This is a genomic window from Bradyrhizobium sp. SRL28 (assembly GCF_018596315.1).
Taxonomy (GTDB): Bacteria; Pseudomonadota; Alphaproteobacteria; order Rhizobiales; family Xanthobacteraceae; genus Bradyrhizobium.
Genome location: NZ_JAHEAG010000043.1, coordinates 1 through 23858 on the forward strand (window position 1 = coordinate 1; position 23858 = coordinate 23858).

21 protein-coding genes and 3 pseudogenes are annotated in these 23858 nt (G+C 58.8%); 11 read left to right on the forward strand and 13 right to left on the reverse strand.

Going from position 1 to position 23858, the window contains the following annotated elements; translation table 11 throughout:
• Window positions 1-244: hypothetical protein (locus KIP88_RS38745; RefSeq protein WP_214493430.1), on the forward strand; the 244-nt coding region annotated here is incomplete at its 5' end.
• Between the two features lie 116 nt (window positions 245-360).
• Here KIP88_RS38745 and KIP88_RS47030 read toward each other — a convergent pair.
• Both KIP88_RS47030 and KIP88_RS47035 read right to left on the reverse strand, forming a co-directional pair.
• Complete coding sequence (locus KIP88_RS47030; RefSeq protein ID WP_308163740.1) at window positions 361-648, reverse strand: hypothetical protein; 288 nt, start codon at window positions 646-648, stop codon at window positions 361-363.
• Window positions 542-1027: a hypothetical protein gene (locus KIP88_RS47035; RefSeq protein ID WP_057847955.1), complete on the reverse strand. Its 486-nt coding sequence runs from the start codon at window positions 1025-1027 to the stop codon at window positions 542-544. The genes KIP88_RS47030 and KIP88_RS47035 overlap by 107 nt, the downstream gene beginning before the upstream one ends.
• An 82-nt stretch (window positions 1028-1109) precedes the next feature.
• Between KIP88_RS47035 and KIP88_RS38755 the strand changes: the two genes are divergently transcribed.
• Together KIP88_RS38755 and KIP88_RS38760 are read left to right on the forward strand one after the other, a co-directional pair.
• Window positions 1110-1481, forward strand: a complete 372-nt coding sequence (locus KIP88_RS38755) for a hypothetical protein (protein WP_214493450.1) — start codon at window positions 1110-1112, stop codon at window positions 1479-1481.
• A gap of 499 nt (window positions 1482-1980) precedes the next feature.
• Window positions 1981-2133: a hypothetical protein gene (locus KIP88_RS38760; protein ID WP_156434170.1), complete on the forward strand. Its 153-nt coding sequence runs from the start codon at window positions 1981-1983 to the stop codon at window positions 2131-2133.
• A gap of 482 nt (window positions 2134-2615) precedes the next feature.
• Here the strand turns inward: KIP88_RS38760 and KIP88_RS47040 are convergent.
• Window positions 2616-2821: pseudogene (locus tag KIP88_RS47040) on the reverse strand (SOS response-associated peptidase); the annotation flags it as partial.
• A gap of 190 nt (window positions 2822-3011) precedes the next feature.
• Here KIP88_RS47040 and KIP88_RS38765 point away from each other — a divergent pair.
• Genes KIP88_RS38765 through KIP88_RS38780 form a run of 4 tightly spaced genes read left to right on the forward strand, consistent with a single transcriptional unit; the run spans window position 3012 to window position 5942 of the window.
• The gene (locus tag KIP88_RS38765) at window positions 3012-3302 is read left to right on the forward strand and encodes a DUF2604 domain-containing protein (RefSeq protein ID WP_214493431.1); all 291 of its coding nucleotides are present in this window, start codon (window positions 3012-3014) and stop codon (window positions 3300-3302) included.
• The gene (locus KIP88_RS38770; RefSeq protein WP_214493432.1) at window positions 3295-3918 is read left to right on the forward strand and encodes a putative metal-binding protein; all 624 of its coding nucleotides are present in this window, start codon (window positions 3295-3297) and stop codon (window positions 3916-3918) included. Before KIP88_RS38765 ends, KIP88_RS38770 begins: the two co-directional genes overlap by 8 nt.
• A complete protein-coding gene (locus KIP88_RS38775; RefSeq protein WP_108522674.1) occupies window positions 3915-4403 on the forward strand; it encodes a Mov34/MPN/PAD-1 family protein in 489 nt (162 codons plus the stop codon). Before KIP88_RS38770 ends, KIP88_RS38775 begins: the two co-directional genes overlap by 4 nt.
• A 3-nt stretch (window positions 4404-4406) precedes the next feature.
• Window positions 4407-5942 carry an E2 ligase fold family C protein gene (locus KIP88_RS38780; protein WP_214493433.1) on the forward strand — a complete coding sequence of 512 codons (1536 nt, stop codon included), beginning with the start codon at window positions 4407-4409 and terminating at the stop codon, window positions 5940-5942.
• A gap of 184 nt (window positions 5943-6126) precedes the next feature.
• Here KIP88_RS38780 and KIP88_RS38785 read toward each other — a convergent pair whose 3' ends face one another.
• Together KIP88_RS38785 and KIP88_RS38790 are read right to left on the reverse strand one after the other, a co-directional pair.
• Window positions 6127-6699, reverse strand: coding sequence for a carboxymuconolactone decarboxylase family protein (locus KIP88_RS38785; protein WP_249791350.1), 573 nt, complete (start codon window positions 6697-6699; stop codon window positions 6127-6129).
• 3 nt (window positions 6700-6702) lie between these two features.
• Window positions 6703-7257 carry a peroxiredoxin gene (locus KIP88_RS38790; protein WP_057847949.1) on the reverse strand — a complete coding sequence of 185 codons (555 nt, stop codon included), beginning with the start codon at window positions 7255-7257 and terminating at the stop codon, window positions 6703-6705.
• 34 nt (window positions 7258-7291) lie between these two features.
• Between KIP88_RS38790 and KIP88_RS38795 the strand changes: the two genes are divergently transcribed.
• Window positions 7292-7519, forward strand: a complete 228-nt coding sequence (locus KIP88_RS38795; protein ID WP_214493435.1) for a hypothetical protein — start codon at window positions 7292-7294, stop codon at window positions 7517-7519.
• A gap of 20 nt (window positions 7520-7539) precedes the next feature.
• Here the strand turns inward: KIP88_RS38795 and KIP88_RS48305 are convergent, their stop codons facing one another.
• The 5 genes and pseudogenes from KIP88_RS48305 to modB form a co-directional block, all read right to left on the reverse strand.
• On the reverse strand, window positions 7540-7914 hold the full coding sequence (locus KIP88_RS48305; RefSeq protein ID WP_308163741.1) for a DUF2478 domain-containing protein: 375 nt from the start codon (window positions 7912-7914) through the stop codon (window positions 7540-7542).
• A gap of 16 nt (window positions 7915-7930) precedes the next feature.
• Window positions 7931-8317, reverse strand: coding sequence for a DUF2478 domain-containing protein (locus KIP88_RS38800; RefSeq protein WP_308163742.1), 387 nt, complete (start codon window positions 8315-8317; stop codon window positions 7931-7933).
• A gap of 324 nt (window positions 8318-8641) precedes the next feature.
• Entirely contained in the window at window positions 8642-9217 is a 576-nt protein-coding gene (modA, locus tag KIP88_RS48660; RefSeq protein ID WP_374226565.1) for a molybdate ABC transporter substrate-binding protein, read from the reverse strand.
• Window positions 9218-9650: 433 nt separating this feature from the next.
• Window positions 9651-10733, reverse strand: a pseudogene (gene modC, locus KIP88_RS38810) (molybdenum ABC transporter ATP-binding protein); the annotation flags it as partial.
• Entirely contained in the window at window positions 10730-11416 is a 687-nt protein-coding gene (gene modB, locus KIP88_RS38815; RefSeq protein WP_214493438.1) for a molybdate ABC transporter permease subunit, read from the reverse strand. The pseudogene modC and the gene modB, both read right to left, overlap by 4 nt.
• Before the next feature lie 546 nt (window positions 11417-11962).
• On the opposite strand from modB, the pseudogene KIP88_RS38820 reads away from it, so the two are divergent.
• Window positions 11963-12373: pseudogene (locus KIP88_RS38820) on the forward strand (cation:dicarboxylate symporter family transporter); the annotation flags it as partial.
• Between the two features lie 465 nt (window positions 12374-12838).
• A complete protein-coding gene (locus tag KIP88_RS48665; RefSeq protein ID WP_213253677.1) occupies window positions 12839-12967 on the forward strand; it encodes a DUF433 domain-containing protein in 129 nt (42 codons plus the stop codon).
• Between the two features lie 586 nt (window positions 12968-13553).
• Here the strand turns inward: KIP88_RS48665 and KIP88_RS38830 are convergent.
• Complete coding sequence (locus KIP88_RS38830) at window positions 13554-14879, reverse strand: MFS transporter (protein WP_108522680.1); 1326 nt, start codon at window positions 14877-14879, stop codon at window positions 13554-13556.
• Window positions 14880-15150: 271 nt separating this feature from the next.
• On the opposite strand from KIP88_RS38830, the gene KIP88_RS38835 reads away from it, so the two are divergent.
• Complete coding sequence (locus KIP88_RS38835) at window positions 15151-15498, forward strand: TauD/TfdA dioxygenase family protein (RefSeq protein ID WP_374226566.1); 348 nt, start codon at window positions 15151-15153, stop codon at window positions 15496-15498.
• Between the two features lie 30 nt (window positions 15499-15528).
• Here KIP88_RS38835 and KIP88_RS38840 read toward each other — a convergent pair whose 3' ends face one another.
• Window positions 15529-16962 (reverse strand): MATE family efflux transporter, encoded by a 1434-nt coding sequence (locus KIP88_RS38840; RefSeq protein ID WP_214493439.1) that lies wholly within the window; start codon window positions 16960-16962, stop codon window positions 15529-15531.
• Window positions 16955-23524: a non-ribosomal peptide synthetase gene (locus tag KIP88_RS38845; RefSeq protein WP_249791351.1), complete on the reverse strand. Its 6570-nt coding sequence runs from the start codon at window positions 23522-23524 to the stop codon at window positions 16955-16957. The genes KIP88_RS38840 and KIP88_RS38845 overlap by 8 nt, the downstream gene beginning before the upstream one ends.
• Window positions 23525-23858: the final 334 nt, after the last annotated feature.

The following is a 23858-nucleotide window of genomic DNA, read 5'->3' on the forward strand; positions in this document are numbered from 1 at the left end:
CGGAGGAAGCTGGCTCGAAGAAGATATCTTCATTGCCGCTCTGCAGGCCGCCGAGCGCGGATATGACGTACGCCTCCTCTCGGACCTGATCGCGACGCGTGTCGATGCGGATCGTTCACTTGCTCTGGATCGGCTGGCGCTTCATGGCATCTTGGCGACCACGGTGCGCCAGACCCTGCTGGAATGGGCGGTGTATCTGCATGATCCGCTTTTAATGCAAAAAGTTCAGCAGCTTCTATCGTGATCCGGGTTGCCCCGGGGCGCCTTGAGACGTCCGGACGCAGGCTCGCGTGAAGCGAGCCCGCGCGGCATCGGCCTTGCGGCGTCGATCCTGACGCAGACATGGTACCTGGGGCTCCCTCAGAACGTCCCTTCAATCGGGATGATCGAAACCAGTTTCGGCAGCTTGCCTCTTAGCGCGCGCTCGATTTCGCCGCGGCCATCGCGTAATTCGGGTTCGATGAAGGGAAGGCCAAGAGCTCGGTAGATGTCCTCCTCCTTGGCGGCGATCACGGTTCGGCCTTTGTGGAGCCCGTGCACCTCAAGCCTCATGCCCTTCGTGTCGGCGAGAGACCGGAGCCCTTCCAAATGATCGGCCGATCCGGTGGCCTGGAGGAGCAGAGCGCCCAAGTGCTTGCGGTCGGCCACGTAAACCTTCAGGCCCGACGAATCCCGGATGGTCGGTTCTTTCCGAAACCGGCGTTTCTGCCACCAGGGCGAGCTCTCCGACGAGCTCGCAGCTCCGTCTCAAGTCGCCGGCTATGGTCACGTGCTTCAGTTCGGGTTGTGTCTTCTCGAGAGTTTTCTTCGAATGCTCGAGCAGGGCGGCGGCGCGATGCAGATGAAGCAGCCCCGCGCTGCCCTTTGCAGTTTCGAGATTGTGCAGGATCTTCGTCTGCACTGCCGCACCGAGCCCCTTGGCCTTCTTGATCCGGTCTTGCTTGGTAGCTGCTTTCAGTTCGTCAAGCGAGGTGATGCCAAGATCCTTGTAGAGGCGCAGGACCTTGTCCGGGCGCAGCCCCGGCATGGTAGCAATTCCAGGACCCCTGCGGGAATCTCCTCCCGGACCTTTCCCGTGCTGGTTTCTGTGCCCAGAGGGAGGACCTGCAATGAAGTGGTGTGCCCGCTGCGACAACTGTCATTGGGTGTGCGAGGAGCATCCGGACCAGCCGTGGTTAGGCGCGCGCGCTTGTACCTGCGGCGCTGCCGGAGCGGCATGCCCGGTCTGCAATCAATCCGATGAGTCCACCGCGCCGGATCTTCCCGAGGGATTTCAGGCGGATGTCGAAAGCTCTCAGCAGTTGCCGCGCTACACCGGCGTCGACATGGATGATCCGAACCGGCCGGAGATCGAGCATTTCGGCAACTGCCCGGTTTGCGGCGCCCTGGTTGACATGCGCGGCCTCGGCCAGGTGATGGCGCATATGCACGGCGAGCAGCCGCTCGATCTAACGGGTAAGCCAAAGCCAGATGAACAATAGATCGCGCGAAGCGCTGGTGGAAACTCAGCGCATCTCTCGTATGAGAGCGAAGACGACCGCGGCAAGTACGACCAGGGCGGCAAAACCGGCGATCCAGTAGATGATATCCATGGCCCGAAACGCGCCGCCCTCGCCGAACGTTCCTCGTCCGACCGTCGATACGCGGGACCTTTGCGGGTAGACGACATTGACCCAGGCGTGCTGGACTGCATGCGAGGCGGCCTGGCCTCTATGCCCCCAAAGCCCCGAAGGCAGGTCATCCTCCTTCCGTCGCCGGTCGCTCGCGCTGGGCGGCCGGCGCGGACTGGAGCTTCTGTCAGCGCGAAGCGCTCGCTACCCACAAACGGAATGGCCGCAGCTTGCTCTGCGGCTTACCGGTCAGATTATGCTTGTCCGTGCTGAAATGCTTCACCTCGGCTGCTGGCACCAGCAATAGCAAGCGGGCACTATTTCTGCTCCGGGAAATTACGGAGCGGCAGCGTCACAGGACCACAAGGTCATGAACGCTGAAACGACGGCGAGCCACATCACCGCGGTGATGAAAATGGCGGCAACCCAACCAGGGCCTCGGCGCCGATACGTCATGCAAATGGCCAATCAAAAAGAGGCCAAGCGTGACTCGGATTTTGCGTTTGTCAACCGAGCGACCTGACAGCCGGCGGGGCGGCGTCTCGGTTTGCTGCCCATGCCGAAACGATTATGTCGGGTATGTTGCAGACCCGACAAACAAACCAGATTAATTGTTGTGGCGGGAAAGGGGGCTTTCACCGGAGTCGCTCCCAGCCCCCTTCGGGGTTGGATATGCGTATGTTCCCGGAATCGATAAAACGTCCCGCTTGTAAGCGGTGCGGCACTCGAACCGCGCTCGTAACGCATCGAACCAGAGGGCACAGGGCTCGAAAGCCGGATATTTACGTGCCCGAACTGTGAGTCCACACCGAGCACGTTGTTGTTGACCCTATCGGGTTGGTGACATGGTGCACATCTCGCTATGTCATTGATAATCGAAGCTTCGTTGCCGCGGATCTTGTGATACTGCGCGACCATTCGTCACGGCATGACCGACTTCCTGCCGATTCAGGTCAGCTCCCCACGTTCGGCGCGTTCGCCATCTCGGTAAACAGGAATGTTGTGGGTCCCGATGCCGGCGCAGGCACAGAGCGGCCGATCCTCGTTTAGCGCGAACCAGACGACATCCCTCTTCGTTTCGGGGGTCGCTTCGGGGCGCATTCGGCAAAGCCGTTGAAGGGCACGAGGCATCGGTTGTCCAGCTTGAGCCACACGCGCCAGTGTGGCGACGACGTGTTCCGGATGTTGCTCACTGGCGGGCCGCCGGTCTGGGCGACTCAAGCCGCAACGGGTCGGAGATGTGGACGAAAGAGCGCTAACGCCTGAAAACTGCGTACGCACGCGTCAAATGAAGGCTTTTCGATTGCGTCTTGTGGCATGCTCCCTTTTTTTACACGTCGTCCCCTGCATACGATCGGCAGCATCGATTCCAAGCGCCGCCCACACACAAAAGGACCAAAAATGAAGAATGAGAAGAAGCCAGGAAGTGATCAGGGCACGGATTTCGTCGAAATCACGATGGTCGTGAACGGTCAGCCTGTCGTCATTAAGGCCGTAGAGCAGCAGCCGCTGCATGTGGCCCGCCAAAAAGCGCTGGAGGAGACAAAGAACCTGGCTCAACCGCCCGAGAATTGGGAGATCAAGAACGAAGCGGGCGAGCTGTTGGATCCGGACAAGAAGCTAGGCGAGTTTGGATTTGGCAAGGAAGTGACGCTGTTCCTGAGTCTCAAGGCTGGCGTGGCCGGTGGCTGACCTCCAAACTGTCGATCCCGAGGTCTCGCGCGTAAAGTTCGAGCGGGAGCTTGCCAACTATCGGAGCATGGAATCGGCCTATCGCAAGAGGGGCTGGATCCTGCTTGACGCAGAGTTTCCGGAAATCTTCGTGGTTTTCGCGGCGACTAAGCCGAGACCGCCTCCGATCGTCGCTGCCATCGTGCTGAATTTTACGGATTACGATCTGCGGCCGCCCTCCGTCAGGTTCGTGGACCCCTTCACGCGCGAACCGATACCCGCCAAATTGCTCCAGGTGCAAATGCTTCGCCGTGCGGCAATCCCCGGCGCAACTCCCGAAACCATTCAGGCGCTGGCCCAGCAGGGCGGGGTGCAACTGACAAACATGATTCAGTACAACAGCCCTGATGATCGGCCAATTATTTGTCTTCCCGGCATTCGCGAATACCACGACAATCCCGCTCACACCGGTGATTCATGGCTGATGCATCGAAGCTCTGGCGAAGGATCCTTAGCTTTTATCCTCGAAAAGATCTGGCAGCACGGGGTAAATCCGATCGAGCATTACCAGGTGCAGGTCCAGGTCCAGATTCCGGCGCTGAACGTGCTGCCCTTATTACTGGCCGTACCGGAATGAATCAGATCGCGGACGTTACGGTCCTCTCGGTACCGCGGGGCTGCGTGGACGAACTCCATGGCCATTTGCGGAAAGTGGGGCGTGAAGGGCATGAAGGTCTCGGCCTTTGGGTAGGCCGTCAGACGGGGCACCATTTTCAGGTACATAGGACTCTCATTCCCGCCCAACGCCACATACGTACTGCCGACGGGGTGTGCGTCGTAACAGGACCTGAAGAGCTGCATCGCATAAATGTATGGCTGTACCGGGAGAAGCTTGCGCTAATTGCCCAGATACACAGTCATCCCGGCCGAGCCTATCATTCCAGCACGGACGACGAGTACGCGATCGCCACGACGGTGGGGTGCTTGTCTTTGGTCGTGCCGGACTTCGCGCGAGTGCCCTTCGATCTCAGGAACGTCGCATCGTACCGGCTTGACGGGGCTGGAGTGTGGCGCCCCCTGTCGGTTGGCCAGGTTACGCGGATGATTTTAATCAAGGACTGAACGATGGCCATGGCCAACTTCATGGACCGTGCGGCGTCGGCGGCGTCGCGGGTGCTGACCAATTTCAAGTTCTCGGCGTTCGAGGAAAGGCTTGCCGCGCAAGTGATCGGAGTGTCTTTCGACGGCGCAGCCGTGCAGTCGCCGGAAGGCAGGGCCAGTCTGGATATGATCATCAGGCTGTTGTCGCGTCTTTATCCGACGATCGCGCTGCGGCCGCTCGATGCAAAGGCGAAGGATCATGGTCCAATCCTGGAGTTCCTGGCGAAGTCCATAAATCCTGAGATCGAGCTCGCCAAGACCAGGAAGGCCGTCACGGTTTCCGTGGTCGTTGGAAGCAGTCCGTCGCGCACTAAGTGTCCGACCTTCTTCATCGGCTCGGACGGATGGAGAGCCAAGCTTTCGAGCCGCGGTCTGGTTGGCTCCGGCGAGTCGATGAATCCGTTTGGCGCAGGAGCTGCGTCATGCTTCGCCGCAGCCAACGTCTTTCGGACGGTATTTGCCGACCAGCTGGATCAGGGCGACGCTGACGAACTTATCGACCTGTCAATGCTGACCTACGCCCAGGGCACCCCTGACTCCGGTCCTGGCTTTGAGGGAACGGATATCGGCGAGACTCACCTCGTCGGGCTCGGCGCGATCGGCAATGGCGCCATTTGGGCTTTGGCTCGCACGGCGAGCCTTAAGGGATCGCTCCGTCTGGTAGACCATGAGGAGGTCGATCTTTCGAATCTGCAGCGCTACGTGCTGGCCGGCCAATGTGATGTTGGTTCACCAAAAGTGGATCTGGCGCGTGCCGCGCTCGCGGACACGGTGCTGGAAGTATCGGCGCATTGCGCCAAATGGGACGTCTATGCGAGCGACCGGAACGATTGGATGTTCGAAAGAGTCGCTGTCGCATTGGACAACGCTCCGGACCGCATTGCCGTGCAGGGGGCGTTGCCGAAATGGATCGTAAACGCCTGGACACAGGAGCTTGATCTCGGAGTGTCGCGCCACGGCTTTGATGACGGCCGGGCATGTCTGGCCTGCCTTTACTTGCCTCACGGGAAGATAAAGGACGACGACGAGAAGATGGCTGAGGAGCTGAAGATGCCGGAGGCCCAACAAGAGATCCGGGATCTCCTTCAGACGAACAGGCCGGTGGATGTAGGTTTCGTCGAGCGTGTCGCCAAGGCCTTCGACATCCCGTCCGAAGCCCTTAAAGAGTTTGTCGGCCAGTCCGTCCGATCGTTTCACCAGCGGGCAATCTGCGGGGGGATTGTCATGCGCCTGACGGACGGAGCGCAGCCTGTGAGAGCCGTTGTGCCGATGTCATTTCAGTCGGCTCTCGCTGGCATAATGTTGGCGGCGGATCTCGTGAAGCACGCTTCCGGGCTTCTGAACCTGCGGACCACAAGCACACGGATTAACCTGCTTCGTCCACTCGCGTCGCATCTTCACGATCCCAAGGCGAAAGATACGTCGGGACGGTGCATCTGCGCCGACGAAGACTTCTTAGCCGCATACCGACGAAAGTACCCAAGCTGCAGAGCTCGTTAACTTCGATCTGATCACTATGGAAGGCCTCGCCTCACGGTAGGCGCGGCGAACGTGCACTCCAACCGGACGCGCTGTTTTCATTTGGAACGGCTGCCAAGCTATTGAAATTGCTGAGGGGGCGCCTTTTTCCAAATGCGCCTTGAAGTTGTTGGATTATCAACCGCATTTGGATTCCAGAACACCCTCAACAAGAGCGCGGAGGGGGTGGATCACTCCACCCCTGGGTCACGCCCATGCCGGCCGCCTCGATCGCAACCGCAACCGACTGCACGATCGCGGCAAAGCGGACCACAGTTTGGATAGCCGCCGAGCTGACGCCGGCCTCCCGCAGCGCCTTCTCATGGGCGTCCATGCAGGCGCCGCAGCCGTTGATGGCACTTACCGCCAGCGACCACAGCTCGAAATCGGTCCTGTCCACGCCGGGATTGCCGATCACGTTCATGCGCAGCCGCGCCGGCATCGTCTTGTATTCCGGATTGGAGGCGAGGTGAACGAAGCGGTAGTAGACGTTGTTCATCGCCATCATGGAGGCCGCGGATTTCGCCGCCGCGACCGCGGCCGGCGTCATCACGACGGCCGCCGCAGATTCCATTGCGCCGATCACCACGGGATTGCGGGCCGCAATCGCGGTGGCGAGCAACAGCCCGTATTTGCTCTGCGGTAATAGCGTCTCATCCGACATCATCGACGCCAAGTTGAGTCTCACGTCCTTGGCGAAATCGGGAATTTGGTCCTTTAGCTGTTCAATCGACATCATGCCTCAAGCAACTTTCAGGGTTTCGCCGCCTATTTCGCGGTTACAGGCGCAGAGCTCGTCGGTCTGCAGGGCATCCAGCACGCGCAGCGTGTCCTTCGGGCTGCGGCCGACATTGAGATTGGTCGCGTAGACGTGCTGGATCGTATTGTCGGGGTCGACGACGAATGTGTAGCGATAGGCGACGCCGTCGGGCGAACGCACGTCAAGGCCATCGACCAGCCCGCCCTTCGTGTCGGCAAACTGCCAGATCGGCAGATGGTGCAGGTCCTTGTGCGAGCGCCGCCAAGCGAGCTTGCAGAACTCGTTGTCGGTCGATCCGCCTAGCACGACCGCATCGCGGTCGGCAAAATCCTTCGACAGGCGGGCAAACTCCGCGATCTCGGTTGGGCAGACGAAGGTGAAATCCTTGGGGTAGAAGAAGATGACTTTCCATTTCCCAGGGAAGCTGTTCTCCGTCAGCGTCTCGAACGCGCTCTGCCCGTTCTCCTCGTGCAGGTGAAAACCGGGCTTCACGCCTGTGATTTCGAACGACGGTAACTTACTTCCAATTCCAAGCATATTGTCCTCACAAGATTGCTTCGCGTGGAAACCGATGATTCCAGCCTCAGGCGAAGCAAGCGATATGCCAGGTGATCTCGCGATTCAACTGGCGGAAATGCAACAAACGGATGCTCGTCGTGGAGGCATCTTAACAGCATGGTTTCGATTGAATGGTCCTGCCGTCCTGCTTCAATATTCAATAACTGAGTATGTTGCCGTGCGCGACCGGTTGCGCGCCTTTGAACGATTAGCCCAAGTCAACTGTTCGGGTGTGTTATGATGCCAAAAGAATGCGCTTGATTAAGATGAAACCCAGCGCGCGCGGCAATGTTCCGCCAAGCCACTGGTCGCTCCCACGACGCGCACGAGGACAGCTGATGTGAGGTGGCGCGGGAACCGGCACTGACGGTGTTTTGATCGAGCCAATGACGCGGCGGACATTCTCGGGGTCAAAATTGTGGATGCCCTCCCGCCCGTGATCAAGCTGTCGGATCTGATGATCGGTAAATAGCCGTTGACGGGATGGAATGCGCGGATGCGCGGCAGGCGCTGGGCGATGTCGCGCCACCATTCCTTGACGACTTGGCGCCCGCACAGCAGCGTCGTGCCGACATTTCCGGTGAAAGTCCGCCAGGCGGCATGGCATTTTTCGGGGACGGCGGTGAGGAGCGGCACGCCAGCAATGATCGCATCAGGAAAATTCGTCGCGCAGGCCCCGGCCGGACGCCTCCTGCTTGGAGAATTTGTTGATCACGAGCAGATCGACGTGCCGCTTGATCGCGCGGGACGCGACAACTGCGGCATCGGCAAGCCCATTAGCATCGAGCTTGCAGGAAATGGCGCCGCTGCCGAGTGGCTGACAGCTCGGAATCTCGCGCCCCGTCGCAACGTCGCGCGCGAGCATGGTTTTCATGCCGTTTGCGCCCTTGAAGTTTCGCTGGACGATGCCGCCGACGCGCACGCCTTGCCGCGCGAGATCCTGGGTGAAGTCGGCGAGCAGCGTATCCGCGTCTTGTTCGGGCCTATAGAGGATTGCCGCGACGCGCTTGGGATAGATCTCGGCGTGGTTGGCGATCATGGGCTTGATCCTCTTGGCTCGTTTCAAACCGCGGCGCTTACCTGTCCAGCATCTACTGCTGGCGTAGATGGCGCGATGCCCTAGCGTTCAGAGGTCGTGAACCAATGAGACGACCCCTGACCAGGGCGAACACGTCCATTCCATAGTTGAGCCTTAGCGCATAGGCAGCGGCGCGTCATGCGCGCTGTGCTGGAGATCGCCGCCACACCTTTGGCCCGTTCACTGAACTGCGCATCGATCGCAAAGCTAGCGAGCCTACCGCTGAAGGCGATTTCGATTCGCTCTGGTGTAGCTGTCCTCACGTGCTCTCCTTGCGCTGCACTTCTAGAACAACGTTGCGGCGAGAATTACCGCAAGGCCGAACATCACCATGCCCATGGCAAGCCAGCTTGGCCACGGAGGCGTTGGGAAGCGGCTGCACCACGAAAGACAGCGCGTATAAAACCCATCCGACCACAAGCCCGAAGGTGAAGGCGAGGGCGCGCCCGCCCCAGAGAGAGGCGAGAATCCCGCGACCAGCTTCGGCTGCGTCGACTCATAGGCGCCGAGCGCTTTAATAGCGTGCTCCGCGGCTGCGCCATAAAGCGCCGCGGCCGGATTGTAGATCGACCGTTTTGCGAAAGTCTCCGCGTCGTTCACGAACTTTTGAGTCGAACTCCAGAGCACGAGGTTGCCGATCGCATAGGTGAAGCGGCTTTCCGGAACCGCGAGACGTTTCTCGAGCAGTTTGCTCGGGCGGGCGTTGTCGGCCGAGAGAAACACCTCAAATGGCGCCCCTTGCGTGATCTGGCTGTAAAACTGTCCGCTCGCGCCAAAGCTCAACAGGGCCTCGCCCAGTCTTCTGCTTAAACGACGCTGCATCTCCTTGGACGGTATGGTGAAGTTAGCGGCGACCGCCACATCGATCTCCGCCGCTTCCGCATTTCCGAACATAAGCAGCGTCAGAATTGAGTTGATCAGGATCAGTCGGGTAAGCGTCATTGGGCATTCCAGGGATGGGCCGCTGCGATGGCTCTGGCCGCGGCGGCTCTTTGCTTCTCATCCCAGCAATCGGCGTGCCGTTCGGGAACATGGTGCGCGCCTTGGTTGACGACACTGAAACGCGCATAGCTGCCAGCGTGCCCGTGGAATGCTGGGTCGCTTTGCCAGCTTCCGATATCGCCGTCAAGTTACATGCGTGGCACGACAAGAGTGGAGGCTTAAGAAGATGCCGCTCGCCTCTCGTGCCGAGCGAGCTTCTCGTTTCACGCCGCGGCGTCGCTTGCCTGTCCCCAGGATCTGCTGTTGGCGTGGAAGCTGGTATGGTTTGCAGTGGCCGTTCAGAGGCCGAGAGCAGCGAAACGTGCTTGAGCTGGGCGAATACGTCCACTCCATCCTTGAGGCCTAGCGAATCAAAGGAGAAACGCGTTATGCGCGCCAAAATCTCCGTGCCCGAGCCCCCGGTGCCGAGCGCAAGTACCAGCGTGATCTCAGCCGCGCCGAGTGGCAAACAGGCTCTGATGCGCGCCGGAAAGACATTGAGGATGGAGCCTGCGCGCGGTGCTTCGCGCGCGACGCTGACGTCGCAGGCAGCGATGCGCAGCCGTTGGTGCACGCCGGGTGCAAGCGGCGGCGCCGGCACCAACAGGCGCGCACCTTTTAGGCGGAGAATAAGAAGCCCATAGCGCCCATCATAGCCGCTCACCACGGCATCAAGGCTGATGGCGGCTTCGCGGCTCGCCGCAAGCGGCAGCGCAGGATCGGTCTGCAAGACATGCAGCGGCCCAGCCGCGGTTACCATGCCGCGCTCCATCATAACGAGATGATCGGCAAAGCGTTCGATCTCCGCCATGTCATGGCCGATGTAGATCATCGGCAGCGCGAGCTTCTCGGGCAGGCGCTCGACGAACGGCAGAATCTCACGTTTGGCGCAGCTGTCGAGCGCGCCAAGCGGCTCGTCCATCACAAGCAGTCTGGGCTGAGACAACAGCGCGCGACCCATGGCGACGCGCTGCCGCTCGCCGCCGGAGAGATGCGAGGGAGAGCGGTCGAGCAGCGGCGCCAGGTCGAGCAATTCGAGCACCTCATCAAACGCGATCGGCGTCGGTTTGGGTTTGGGCGCACCGTAAAGCAAGTTGCGCCTGACCGACAAATGGGGAAAGAGACTCGCCTCCTGAGACACATAGCCGATGGGACGCAGATGCGGTGGGCGGAAGGTAGTCTTGTCCTGCCATACCTCGCCATCGATGGCGCAGAAGCCGGCCGGCAGACGCTCGAGGCCGGCGATGCAGCGCGCCACCGCAGTCTTGCCGCAGCCTGGCGGGCCGAAAATCGCCGCCACGCCTTTGGCCGGTACGCTGAATCGCGTATCGAGTGGAAAGCTAGCGATACTGCCACTCAAGGCAATTTCAATCCGGCCCGGTGTGGCTGTCCTCACGTGCTCCTCCTTCTGCTGTATTTGTCGATCAAGGTTAAGGCGAGGACTACCGCAACGGCGAACATCAGCATGGCGCCGGCAAGCCAGCTTGCTTCGCGCCAGCGCGACTCTTGGACAAAGTCGAAGAGAAAGGCCGACAGCACCTTGGTGCGCCCAGGAATGTTGCCGCCGATCATCAGCACGACGCCGAACGTGCCGATCGTATGCGCAAAGCCAAGCACGGCGGCTGTCAAAAGACCCGGTCGCGCCAGAGGCAGGGCGACCGTGAAGAAGGCATATAACGGTGAGGCGCGCAGAGTGGCCGCGATCTCCAGCGGGCGGTCACCCATGGCAGCGAAGGCGTTGCGGATGGGCTGCACCACCAAAGGCAGCGCCGACAAAACCGATCCGACCACGAGCCCCGCAAAGGTGAAGGCCAGCGTGCGCCCGCCCCACAGAGAGGCGAGAAGGCCGACCGGGCCGTTCGGGCCGAGCAGGGCGAGCAGATAAAAACTGAGTACTGTTGGCGGCAGCACCAGCGGCAGCGCGATCATCGTGGCCACCGCCTCAGTCCAAAGGCTCTTCGAGCGTGCTAGCCACCACGCGAGCGGCGTGCCAACGATCAGCAGGATCACGGTCGTCACGCTCGCGAGCTCGATCGTGAGCCCGAGCGACTGCCAGATTTCTGGCGAAAAGCCATCCATGTGCGTCAACTTAAGCGTTCGAGCACAGAGCACATGGTCATGCTCGCGCAATGATTGCGTAGGCTAACGGGCCCCTTACGGAAGGCGCGCGTCGCTCGGTTATTGGCGTCATTCTCCAACCGCACCAAGATTTCTGCTTAAGGGGTGCGATGTCCCCGGCCGGCTCGGTGAACTTGGCGGCAACCGCGACATTGATGTCCGCCGGTTCTTCACTGAGCATAAGCGCCATCAGTGCTTTAATCGGGATCAATCGAGCGCGGCTCATCGGGCAATCCTGAGACGGGGCCGCTGCGAGCGCTTTGGCTGCGGCGGGTTTGTGCCTGATCCCAGCAATCGCCGTGCCGCTCGAAGGATTCTGGTGAGCGCCTTGCTTGGCGAGAGAAAACGCGCGTAACTGCCTGCTTTTGGATGACGTTGCCGATTGTCGGACTTCCGACATCGTCGTATTGGAGCGGACAAGCTGGCCGCTCGTGTGATGTCGGCCGCCTCTCAACGCGCGGCGACCAGATATTCGAGTTCGTATTGGGGCAGGAAAATCATGACAAGATCGGAACTGCGGCGGCCGCGCGGGCGTCTCGACCCTGGTGAAACCTCCTTTATGTCCAAGCGCTGATCGCGATCCTGATCGGTGTCCTCGTCCGCTGCTGTCGCCGTCTCTTCCGACCAATAACTGGGTCAAGGCGCTCGGCGACGGCTTGATCAAGCCGATCAAGATGGTGATCGCGCTGATCATCTTCTGTAAGGTGGTTTCCGGCATCGCTCGCATCCGTCATGCGAAAAAGGTCGGCTGAGTCGGCGTCAAGGCGCTGGTCTACTTCGAGATCGTTCCACCTTCGCCCTCATTCTCGGCCCGACCATGGGCAGTTCCAGATCGGCCAAGGGCTTGCCGCCAAGCCCGACAGCGCGGCGGTGGCCAATTACGTCAAGCAGGCGGAAGCCTCCAACGCCGTCCATTTCAACGCTGATAAGCTCACCAAACTGACGAACATGCCAAAGTAGTGCTAATCACCGACGATTCTGTAGGCTCTGCACTGGCGGCGCGGTGTTGGGCTCGAGAAAAGGCTTTCCGCTGGCGGCGAGCCAATCAGTTCGGCTTCACTCGGTAACCGTGAGGCCAAGCGGCAAGGCGGTACGGCGCCTTGCATACGCTCCGCGTCGACATCCTCTTTCAGCATCGAGCGAATTCGGGAGAGCCGGGCTGGCGAGACATCGACGATTTCAAGCTGGGCAGTTCGTAGGCTTTGCGCGAAGAAGGGCTGGCCCGCGAGCATTAAGGCGTCGTAAGAATGAGCAATTTCAGCGCAGTTCTCATGGACTAGCCCTGCCTACCGCAGCTTTCGTTGTGCGAGAAATTGGCAATAGGATAGTTGCTGTGCGCAGAGCAGTCATTGATTTGGGTCAGCCGGGGATGCCGGCAGGCGCATTTCTGTTCGCAGCATCAAGTCATTCGCAGAAAGTGGAGTTTCAGGTGCGGATATCCGCAAGAAATACCCGACTGTGACGGAAAACGCCATCCGCGCGGCGATCGCTCACAAAGACGTTGCAGCTTGAGCGTCGGCGTGCATATCCGAGAGACTTTTTGGATGCTGGAGTTCTGGCTTTCCGTAGGAAGCATACCCATCAAGCATGGTCACGAAGCAATTTTCTACCGCGATCTCTTACACGAAAATGGCGCGGATGACGTGGTGTGCGATACGCCATTAGCTTAACAATGCCATCCTCATCGCAATGGACGGCGATATGAAGTAGTTTCCGAAACGCTTCGGCATCCAGCCACGCCAGTACCAGTTGACCGACTTAGTCTGATACGGCTGTGCTGTAATGAAGTGCTTGCAGCAAAACGGCCTGATCGGACAATTAGTCCCATTGAGCATGAATGAACGTTCGGCGGAGATAAATTCTCTCGCCGCCTCTGGATCGAACTCGGCGCGCACCAACTTCGGACGAACAGGTGAAAGCAATCGATTCCGGCTGGACGCAAGCTTACGTCGCTAAAGGCGCGGCGCCCATCCTCCGGCATCGTCCAGTCGCCCTCGTCTGGCAGGCCGGCTCCGCAAAGAGCGGAAGCCGATGCAACGCATCATGAGATTGGGAACCTGGCTGGAGCCGTAACCCGTTATCGCATTGTCCAAAGCTGTTACGGGCTCCGCGCGTTCGCGGCTCGAATTTTCGACGGTGCCGTCTCGGGCATCATCAGCATGGCGCAGAGCCCGGCCGCGGTAGCGACAAGCATGTACCAAGCCGGCGCCAGCGCGTTCCCAGTAACGTGGGTCAGCCAAGCGACAACGAGTTGAGCTGTGCCTCCGAAGGTCGCTATCGCAACCGCGTAGATCGTCGCGAAGGCGCCGCCGCGGATGCTCTTGGGCATGCCTTCGACCATACCAACATAGAAGGCGCTATACGGAATCGTTCCGACGAGGGTGAGCGCGCCGAGACCTCCGAGAAGCGCCATGGGACTGCGGCTCTCTACGATCCACAAGAACACCGGATAGGTCATCAGCAGCGCGGCGATCTGCGGCCATATCATGATGGGCCGGCGTCCGGCCCGATCTGCCAGCCAACCGCCCAGGAGTGCGGCAGCAATGCCTACTGCATTGCTGACGACCGTGGTCGCAAAGGCGAGAGGCGCGGCAACTTGCAGGGTGTTCAGTGCATAAGTCGTCATATATTCCGTGACATAGGTGATAATCGTGCAGCTGGCCAAAATGATCAATCCCAAGCTCATCATGCGGCGGCTGGCACGCAATTTCCTTGCGGGCTCGACGGAGAGGGCCGGCGCTTCAGGTCGGTGCAGCGTTTCGGGCAGGGCCCTGCGCAACCAAAATCCGACCGGTAACGTACAGGCACCGAGCAGAAACGCGATCCGCCATCCGTACGCATCCAGCGACTCGCTTGTCATGGTGAGGGAGAGTGTTTCTCCGACCAGCGCTCCGGCCGTTGCAGCTATTTGTTGGCTAGCAGGCTGAAACGAGACGGCAAGGCCCCGGCGTCCGGCCGGGGCCACTTCCATCAGATAGGCGGTCGTCGGACCGACTTCGCCTCCCAGGGCGAAGCCCTGCACCAAACGGGCGAGAATAACCAATAACGGAGCGGCGATCCCTATCGTGTCGTACGAAGGCGTCACAGCCAACACGAGTATAGCGGCACTCATCATGACAAAACTGGCGGTCATTGCGGGCCGGCGTCCAACTCGATCCGAGTATGAGCCGATCACAATGGCCCCGATGGGTCTGGTGACGAAACCCGCTCCGAAGGTCATGAGCGACAGCATAAGGCTGGCGAACTGATCCTGCGCCGGGAAGAACGCGTGACCGATCTGGATGGCGAAAAAGCTATAGGTCCCGAAATCGTAGAATTCGAGCATATTGCCGATCGTCGCGCCCAACACGGCATGGCTGGTCAAGCCTTCATCTGCCGCAAGGAGGGTCGGCTTCGAGCTTCGCTGAGTGAATTGTTTAGCCATGCATGCTGATCCGTCTCGAATGCGGTCCTAAAACATTTCGACCAACTATGTGGAGCACCTTGAGCTCTCATGAGCAAGAAGCGGGTTCGCGCGACTCACCATCGGCGCTGAAATCAGGAATATCAATCTCTCGGGCGATTTGCCGGACCCGACGATTGCTGCGATCAAAAGGGTTCTACTCGAGCACAAGGTCATCTTCTTCCGCGGCCAATGTCATCTCGATGACGCCTAGCAGGAGCGGTTCGCTTCCGTTTGGGAAAGCTGGTGTCGCATCCGACCTCGGTGTCACCAAGGGAACGGCTCGATCCTCGAGCTTGATTCCGCCCGCGGAGTGGCCAGGCCGATGGAGCACGTCGATGGAACCTTTGCCGATGCCTATCATAAGATTTTGGTGCTGCGAGCCGTTGTAATCCCACCATTTGGCGGCGATACGGTCCGGTCAAACACCGCGGCCGCTTATCTCGACCTGCCGCCGCCGCTGCAACGGCTTGCAGACGAGCTCTGGGCGGTTCACAGCAACGTCTTCGACTACGCCGGAATGGCCCGTGTCCACGAGGTCGACAAGAAGCATTTTGACGAGGTCTTCACCAAACCATCTTCGAGACCGAGCATCCCGTGACAATGCATTGGGCCCCGATGATGTCCGTTGTCAGGTCAACCCGCGTGCTCGATCGCTCTTGAAGTTACGGTGCCGGAGCGCTCGTCTGAGCTCAGCGAACTGGTGGAACATGACGAACAGCGCGATCATTCCGGCGCCCAGTTCAGCGATTGCTTGACTGGCCAACAGGCCGCTGAAACCCCATACGACCGGGAATAACAGTACGGCCGGTATGAAGAGAAAGCCCTGCCTCGCCAAGGACACAACCGCACTGAGGCGTGCTCTCCCGAACGACTGAAGCATCGTCGTCACGAAACTCTCAATACCAAAAAGTCCAAAAAAGAGATGGAAGACGATGCAGGTCGAGACGGCAATTTCCGTGACCTTATCGCTATCGCTGAACAGCCTGACCAAAGGCCGGGCAAAAATCACAACAGCCGCAGAATACGCAACGGAAAGAGCGATAGTCATGGAGAGTATGAACTTCGCAGCCTTCAATACACGAGCAAAGTCGCGCGCGCCCCAACCGAAACCCAGGACAGCTTGAGAGCCTATACAGAAGCCGGTGATAGGCAGTGCGCCGATCGTCAAGATTCGCACAGCTATTCCCACGGCCGCGATGGAATCGTCGCCGAACGGCGCAGCAGCCCAGTACAAGAGCATAACGGCAATAGCAGATAAAATACTGGTCATAGTCGCCGGCGCCCCTATGAGCGCGAGCTGTCTGATGCGATCTGCTCGCAATGAGATGTGAGATATCCTGACGAGGACTATCCCGCGAAGCTTCGTAAAATACGCGATATACAGGCTAATAGCGGCGATCTGAGATACCAGCGTTGCGAGGGCTGCGCCTCGCACACCGAGGTCCAGTAAGAATATGAAGACGGGATCAAGCACAGCGTTGAGTATGAAGGCGGTAATCATCGTCCACATGCTGAATCGTGTGTTGCCTTCGGCTCTGACGATGAAGCCGTTGACGATGTTTAGAAGCATCAGGGTGTACCCGAACAAAAGCGTCTCCGCGTAGTCGAGCGCCACGGGCATGATGGTTGGAGTGGCCCCGAGCGTTACGAAGATCCCTCGCAGGTTTAGAAGCAGAGCGACGGTAAAGGTGATACCGATCGGAGCGGCGAGCGCAAGTGCAGTACTCGCGCCTCGACTCGCCTCCAGGTGCTCACCAGCGCCAAGGTGACGAGATATCAACGACGCTGTTCCAACACCGATCCCCTGTCCGGCTGCCGCGAGCAGGACCACGATCGGCAAGGTCATGCTGACAGCTGCGATCGCCTGCGCGCCAAGTGCGCCAACAAAGATCGCATTGACGACCTGCTGTAACGCGTTGATCGATAAGCCAACAACAGACGGAATGGCGAGCCGCAGGATAAGGCTCGAGAGATTAGGGTCCGATAGATCGATGTGCTGATTTTTCTTCGGCAAGACATCGCGATCGCCCTCGACGGCGAATTCCGTATCCGGCTCATTCATGGATGAAAGTGTCGCGAGCTCTTCCGAATTCGCTGATCGTCTGCAACAGCTCCTGTTGCAATACCGTGCAAAGATTGCGGGTCACCTCATAACCGACCTGGGTTGGATTATACGTCGTTTCGATCTGGAGATGGCCGGCTTGATATCCGACATCGAACCAGAAGAGGTGAATCATGGCCGCTTCATCCATGTCTGCGCCGATCCAGAGTGGAGAAGGTTCCTTGGCTAAGAGACGGCGTGGAAAATGGCGCTGCAAACCCGCTCGATAATTCAATCCAATTCTGGGTAAGGGCAGGCGATCGATCCGGCTCCGCACGGCTGGATCTCGGTTTAGGAATTTCATGGCCCGAAAGCCTATTCCCCTGCGCGGCAGGGCATTGCGCTGGCGGTATATTGAACGAGCACGATCGGGACGGGGCTCCGTTCCGGTGAGACTCAAGGGAAGCGGAACGAGCTCGCTGATATGGCCGATGATCTGAGATGGATCGAGATCGTCAAACAGCCGACCTCGGATTGAGGTAAGGCTATCAATCCAGAGCGAATAGTTGCCGAAAACGCGTCCAAAGGCGCCAGATATGGCGGCAAGAAACACATCAAAGTCCTGACAATGTGCCAATCTGGCTGCAATATTGAGGAGATCAGCTGTCGCTTCTTTGTCAATCTCGAGATGGTACTTGGCCTGATCTTCCCAAAGGGATCGGCAATTCGCCTCATCGATGCGACCTTCAAGGCGTGCATGGTGAAGCTCTCTCGCGGTCACTTTCGAAAAGCTCGCGCCGTCCGATGAAGTGTCGCTGACGTGCAAATTGAACTGATGGTAGTCAATCCTCTCCCAGTATTCGAGTTCGGCTGGCGCTTCGCTGTTGGCGTAGTGCTCAAGGCGCTTCAACCATGGAGAGAGCATTTGTATGTTCTCGGGACCACTCACGGCGTGGCCTGAGGCAAGGGCGTTGTACGCCCCATCCAATGCTTCCAGGAACAGTCGATAGCCTATCCCGTCCGCTACAAAATGATGCATCAGGACCAGCAGGTAGTAATCGCCACTTTGCGATGTGCGGAACACCGTGACGTTAACAAGAGGCGTCTGGCCGTCAAACCGAAAGGTATGTTGACGTCTTGCTGAGACGCTCTCGATTGCCTTACGCTGCTGTAGGTCGGTCATTCCGACAAGGTTGATCTCCTCCACGAGGCGCTCGGCCACGGAAGGTCCGATTGTCAGACGTAGACCATCGTCAGTTCGGGCAATACGGAGTCTGAGACCTTCGTGCCTATCCATGACATGGGCAAGGGCGCGCTCCAGGATTCGGATATTCAGGACGCCGCCGGGCAAGAAGAACAGATCGCCGATGTTGAAATGCTCATCGAAGCCGACAAGACGGTTCCAAGATGAGATTGCCGGGATAACTGGCAATGAGGCATCCGCGGAAGGCAAGGTATGGAGTGTAACCGCCGCTCCGTCTGCCGCCAATTCCCTGATGGTCGGTGTTCGATAGAGTTGGTCGACAGTGAGATTCAGTCCGGCTTTGCGCGCCAGCGTGACGCAGCGCACGCTCAGAAGAGAGTCTCCGCCGATATCAAAAAAGCTCTGATCGATTCCGACCCACTTGGCGACTAATAGATCCTGCCAGATCCCAGCAAGAATACGCTCCTTCCTCGTGCGTGGCTCAACAGATGGAACAGGCCCGACCTCGCGGTAAGGAACGGACGATAGGCGAGCACGATCGATCTTTCCGCTCGCGGTAAGGGGGATAGTGTCAACCAAACGGAAGGCGGCGGGAATCATGTAGGACGGCAATGTGTGGCGCAGGTGGGTGACAATATCTCCAGAGCTTAGACTGTCGCGAGCCGGAACCACGCTAGCCGTCAAGCGACGATGGTCATCCACGCCTTCTGCGAGGACCGCGGCCTTTGCGATTGCGGGATGAGACTCAAGGGCCGTTTCGACCTCCTCCAGCTCGATGCGAAAGCCCCGTACTTTGATCTGGTTGTCCGATCGGCCGCAAATCTTGAGAAGGCCGCTGGTTGAGATACGGGCGATATCGCCACTTCGATAAAGAACGCTGTATTGTCCGTCATCATACGGATTCGGCACGAAACAGCGGTTGGTCCGATCTTGATCCCGCCAGTACCCAGCGCTCACGCAGCGTCCCGCGATGCAGAGTTCGCCGGCGACTCCGACAGGGACTCTCTTCAACTGTGCATCGAGCACGTAGAGTTTGACGTTATCGATTGGGCGCCCAACAGGGATGAGCGACGAGCCGTCGTAGGCACCCGATGTTTCGTAGACTGCTGCATTGGATGCACATTCCGTAGCACCATAGAAGTTCCACAACGGCACGTCCGGGAAATACGCGTGCCAGCGACCCGGGAGCGAGGAAGGCATCGGTTCGGCGCTGCTCGTGACCAACCGCAAGGCGGTCGGTCGCGGGTGCCGTTCTTGGGAAGCAATGAGGCCGGATAGGAGCGGCGGCGAGGCAAATAAGTGTGTCACGCGACGTCTCGCCAACGTGCACAACAACAGATCTGGATCCAGCAACTGCTCTTGGGTCAAGATCAGCGCGGGCACACCTCTCAGAAGCCCCCCAAAGTACTCCCATGCCGACGCAACAAGTGATGCGGACTTCTGGACAACCATCACGTCGGTACTGTCGAAGGGAAAGCGTCGCCACATCCAGTTCAGTCGATTGAGAATTGCCGATTCCGGTATAAGAACCCCCTTCGCCTTCCCGGTTGAGGACGACGTGTATATGAGGCTCGCAATTCCCTGATCTGATGGTTTGTCGCTGCGCTCAAAATCGTGCACGGGCGCGCCGCACCCTTCAAGGGTCAATAGACGAATCGACGGCACGTCAAAACCAAGATCAGAGGTATTTGCGTGAACCAAAAGCTTTGCCTGACTATCTCGCAGGATATGTTCGATCCGATCACGCGGATAATCCGGCGATATGGGGACAACAATGGACTGCAAGGCTCGTGCTGCAAGAATAACAGCGGCCACGTCAGGCGACCGGTCGACCAGCATGGCGACCATATCGCCAGCCCCCACGTCAGAAGCCCGCAGTAACAACCTGATAGCTGTTACGCGCTCACGCAGGTGGTCGAATGTGATCTCACCGAAATCACCAAAATATGCCACCTGGCTGCTATTAGAGACGCTGATTTGCTCGAACGCCTCGACAAGCGGACATTCAGTCTCATATGGCTGCGCCGAGCCATCCAGCGAGTCCAGCACAGTGACGTCTGACGCGCTGAGGCAGCTCAGATCTTTAATGTGCGCAAGCGGCCTCTCAATGCAGGCTGCAATCAGACAGCGCAGATTGTCGGCCATGCGGACAATCAGATCACTGGAAAATATGTCTTCCGCATACGCTAGCTGGAGGGCAATTTCATCGCCGTGATCTTGTGCGTACAATGTCAGATCGAATTTTACATAGCCGGTCTCATATTCGCGGAATGTCAGATCCAACTCATGTTGGCCAAATGGCTCCGCGGCCTCGGAGTACATGTTAAACATGACCTGGAAGAGCGGTGATCGTTCAGCTTCGCGATATAGCCGGGTATCCCTTACCATCCAGCCGAACGGATATGCCGAATTTGCGATGGCATCGCTGACCAGGCCCTGGATGCGCATGGCATGAACCGCAAAGGACTGGCCGACATCGATCGCGGTGCGGATTGGCAGCATATTCAGGAAAAAGCCAACAATTTCGGCGCTGCCAGGTTGATCCCGTACGACGTGCGGTATGCCGACGATAATATCGTCTTGGCCGCTATACATCCGCAGCAGCAGCTTGAAGCACGCGAGGAGTGTTGTCGACGTGGTGCACCTATGTCGGCGCGCAAACTCCCGTACCTGATTGGAGAGCTCGCTGCCAAGCAGCACCGCATGCGAGGCGCCGCGGTAGGAATTTGTCTGCGGCCGCGCTCGTCCCGTTCCAAGCGAAAGCACCGGCGGATCATCGCCAATCTGACGACGCCAATAGCTACGCTGGTTGGCCAGCGCCTCTGAAGTAGCGTGTTGTGTTTCCCAGACCGCGTAGGTCGAGAGTGACGCGCGGTTCTCTGGCAAAAACGCCGCGGCATCTACGTACCTTTGTCGAAGGTCCCTGAGTAGAACAGAGATCGACCAGGCATCGATGATAATTTCGTGAGCGGTGATCAGTATGAGATGGTTGTCAGGGCCAAAACGGATCATGCGCGCGCGAAAAAGATGGCCTTGGCTGAGATCGAAGCTGCCGTTCAGCTCTGTTCGCCGTAACTCTGCGACCAGCTCCTCAGCTTCCTGCGCCGTGAGATGAGATGCATCAGCCAATTCAAGGCTTGCGTATTGCGGAGCATCAAAAAGCTGAACCGGACCGTCCTCGTCGATAAAGCGTGCCGAAAGTGCCTGATGGGAATGGACGACATCGGTCCAGGCGCGATTGAACGCCGCCAGATCGATCATGCCCCTTATCCGCAGGCCGCCTTGAATGATGTAGTTCCTGGCAGACGGATCGAGCTGCGAGAGAAACCATAGGTGCTCCTGAACTCGCGTCAGAGGCGATCGCATAAACTTTCCGTACGTCGGGGCTGTGCGCGGTTTGGAGCCGACCCCGGCCGAGATCGAAGCCGCAAGTGATCGGATCGTTCCATTGAGGACTAGCCTGAAATCCGTTCTCACTTCGAGCTGGGTCTGCAACTGGCCCAATATGAGCATTGCCCGGAGCGAGTCTCCGCCGAGGCTTATGAACTGGTCCTTCACGCCAATGTTCTCAATACGCAGAACGCCGGCCCAAATTTGACGCAGCTGGGCTTCGAGCTCTGTTTGCGGCTCCTCGAATGGCGTCGACAATGCAGGGCGAACACTGGTCGGGTCCGGCAATGCCCCAAAATCGACCTTTCCGTTTCTGGTCAGTGGAATACTGGCGAGGTGGATGATCCTTTCTGGGAGCATGTAGGTGGGAAGCGCTTCGGCAAGAAAGTTCTGAAGCTCCCCTTCCGTCACTTCAGCCGGAGCTGACACGTACGCGATGAGTCGTCTCGATCCGGTTTCCCCCTCGGCCCTGGTTATATCTCTCGCCATAAGCTTTACGCCTGCGCAGACGGAGGCGACCGCGACGGCGCCACGTACCAAATGATGAGCGGCGAGGCGGGCCTCGATTTCTCCCAGCTCAATTCTGTGCCCGCGGATTTTGACCTGACGGTCCCGTCGACCAAGACATTCCAAAAGGCCATCGGAACGAACGCGCCCGAGATCACCTGTCCTGTATAGACGCTGGAACGACGGGTCGTTTGAGAACGGGTTTGGCCCAAAGGCGTCCTTGGTGCGAACATCATCATTGACGTAACCAGCAGCGACACCAACGCCGCTAACACAGATTTCGCCGATCTCTCCCGTGTTGCACAGCCGCGGTCCGTCGGCGACATAAACCTCAAGATTAGAAATCGGTTTGCCGATCGGCACATAAGGGTCAGCCAGCGCAGGCGCTACGGAAACCAGATGATGCGTAACGCCGTCCGCGCACTCGGTCGGCCCGTAATGATTGAGAATGGGCACCCGGGGATATAAGGCAAGCCACGCACGCGCCAGTCCGGGTGTTAGAGGTTCTCCGACCGTTGAAATAATCCGAAAACTGTCCAGAGCTCGCTCAGCCGCCGCAAGCGACTGCAGATATTCAACAAATATTGCAAGCATCGACGGAACGAATTGAACAACCGTCACGCCGTATCCTTGAATTGCTTTGAGAAGGGATACTGGCGATTTCAGTGTCGCATCATCAATGATCGCGATACAGCCTCCGACGCAAAGCCCTGCCAGAAGCTGCCACAGCGAGATGTCAAAGCAGTGCGATGCCGTCTGCGCGATGCAATCCGTCCGAGTGAGGGTTAGGGCATCAATCTTTGCCACCAAATGATTGTTTAGGGCTGCGCGCTCGATCATTGCGCCTTTAGGCTTGCCCGTCGAACCCGACGTAAACAGAATGTAGGCGAGTCCATCCTCGCGCGATGGTGGCACAACAGGCGAAGTCTGGCCCTCGCGCAGCGCCGCCTCTATCGCCATGAATTGCGTGGTGCCTTTGCTGCTCGCCTGAAATAGGCTGAGCGAATCCGGCTGGTCTGGGCCAATAATCAGCGCGCAGCGACTCTGCTCGATCATGAATGATGTGCGCGAAGCCGGTAACGATGGATCGAGCGGCAGGTACGTTGCTCCAGCCCTCAAAATTGCAACTACCGCCGTCGCCCAGTCGAGGTCCCGCTCACCCCAATAGCCAACGACTAAGCGGTCAGCGCCCCGCTCTCGTAACGTCCTTGCGAGGGCATCCGATCTTAATCGCAGCGCTTTGTAGGTGAGTTCGTCTGCGCCGTACCTCAGCGCAACCCTCTCCGGATCCGATCTCGCAACGCGATCGATCGCCGAGATCGCGTCGGTCGGTTGACGTTCTACAAGCGGATTTTTGCCTGATCGATTTTCCGCAGGCAACGCGTCCCGCCATTCGTCGCCTTCTGCGGCACTTAAAGTAGAATACCGAGGATCCTCGGTTGAGGGTGTCCATTGCGTAACCACCCTGGTGCTGCCAGTCATGGTGTGCCGTTTTGTCCGTTTCTTAGCTTCTCGTCCTTTGCGTTCACTACTGTTTCCTCGATGATCGGCAGGGGAACACGGCCGGACGCTAGGGCCTCAAGCTGGCGTTGGCATCTACCGGATCTGGTAGTAGACACGCGGGTAGTCTGCATGGCGCCCGCAACCAAACCCGCCCAGGGACTCGCTCCGGCTTGTGATTTCTTGCATTTGTAGGCGCCTGGACAATGGTTTTGTGCGCTCCTCATGAAAGCGGATTTGGCGCTCGCCGGGCTGCAGGTCGCCTGCGGCGACCAAGCGGTAACATCGAATGTGCAAGAACCAACACAGAGGCGTG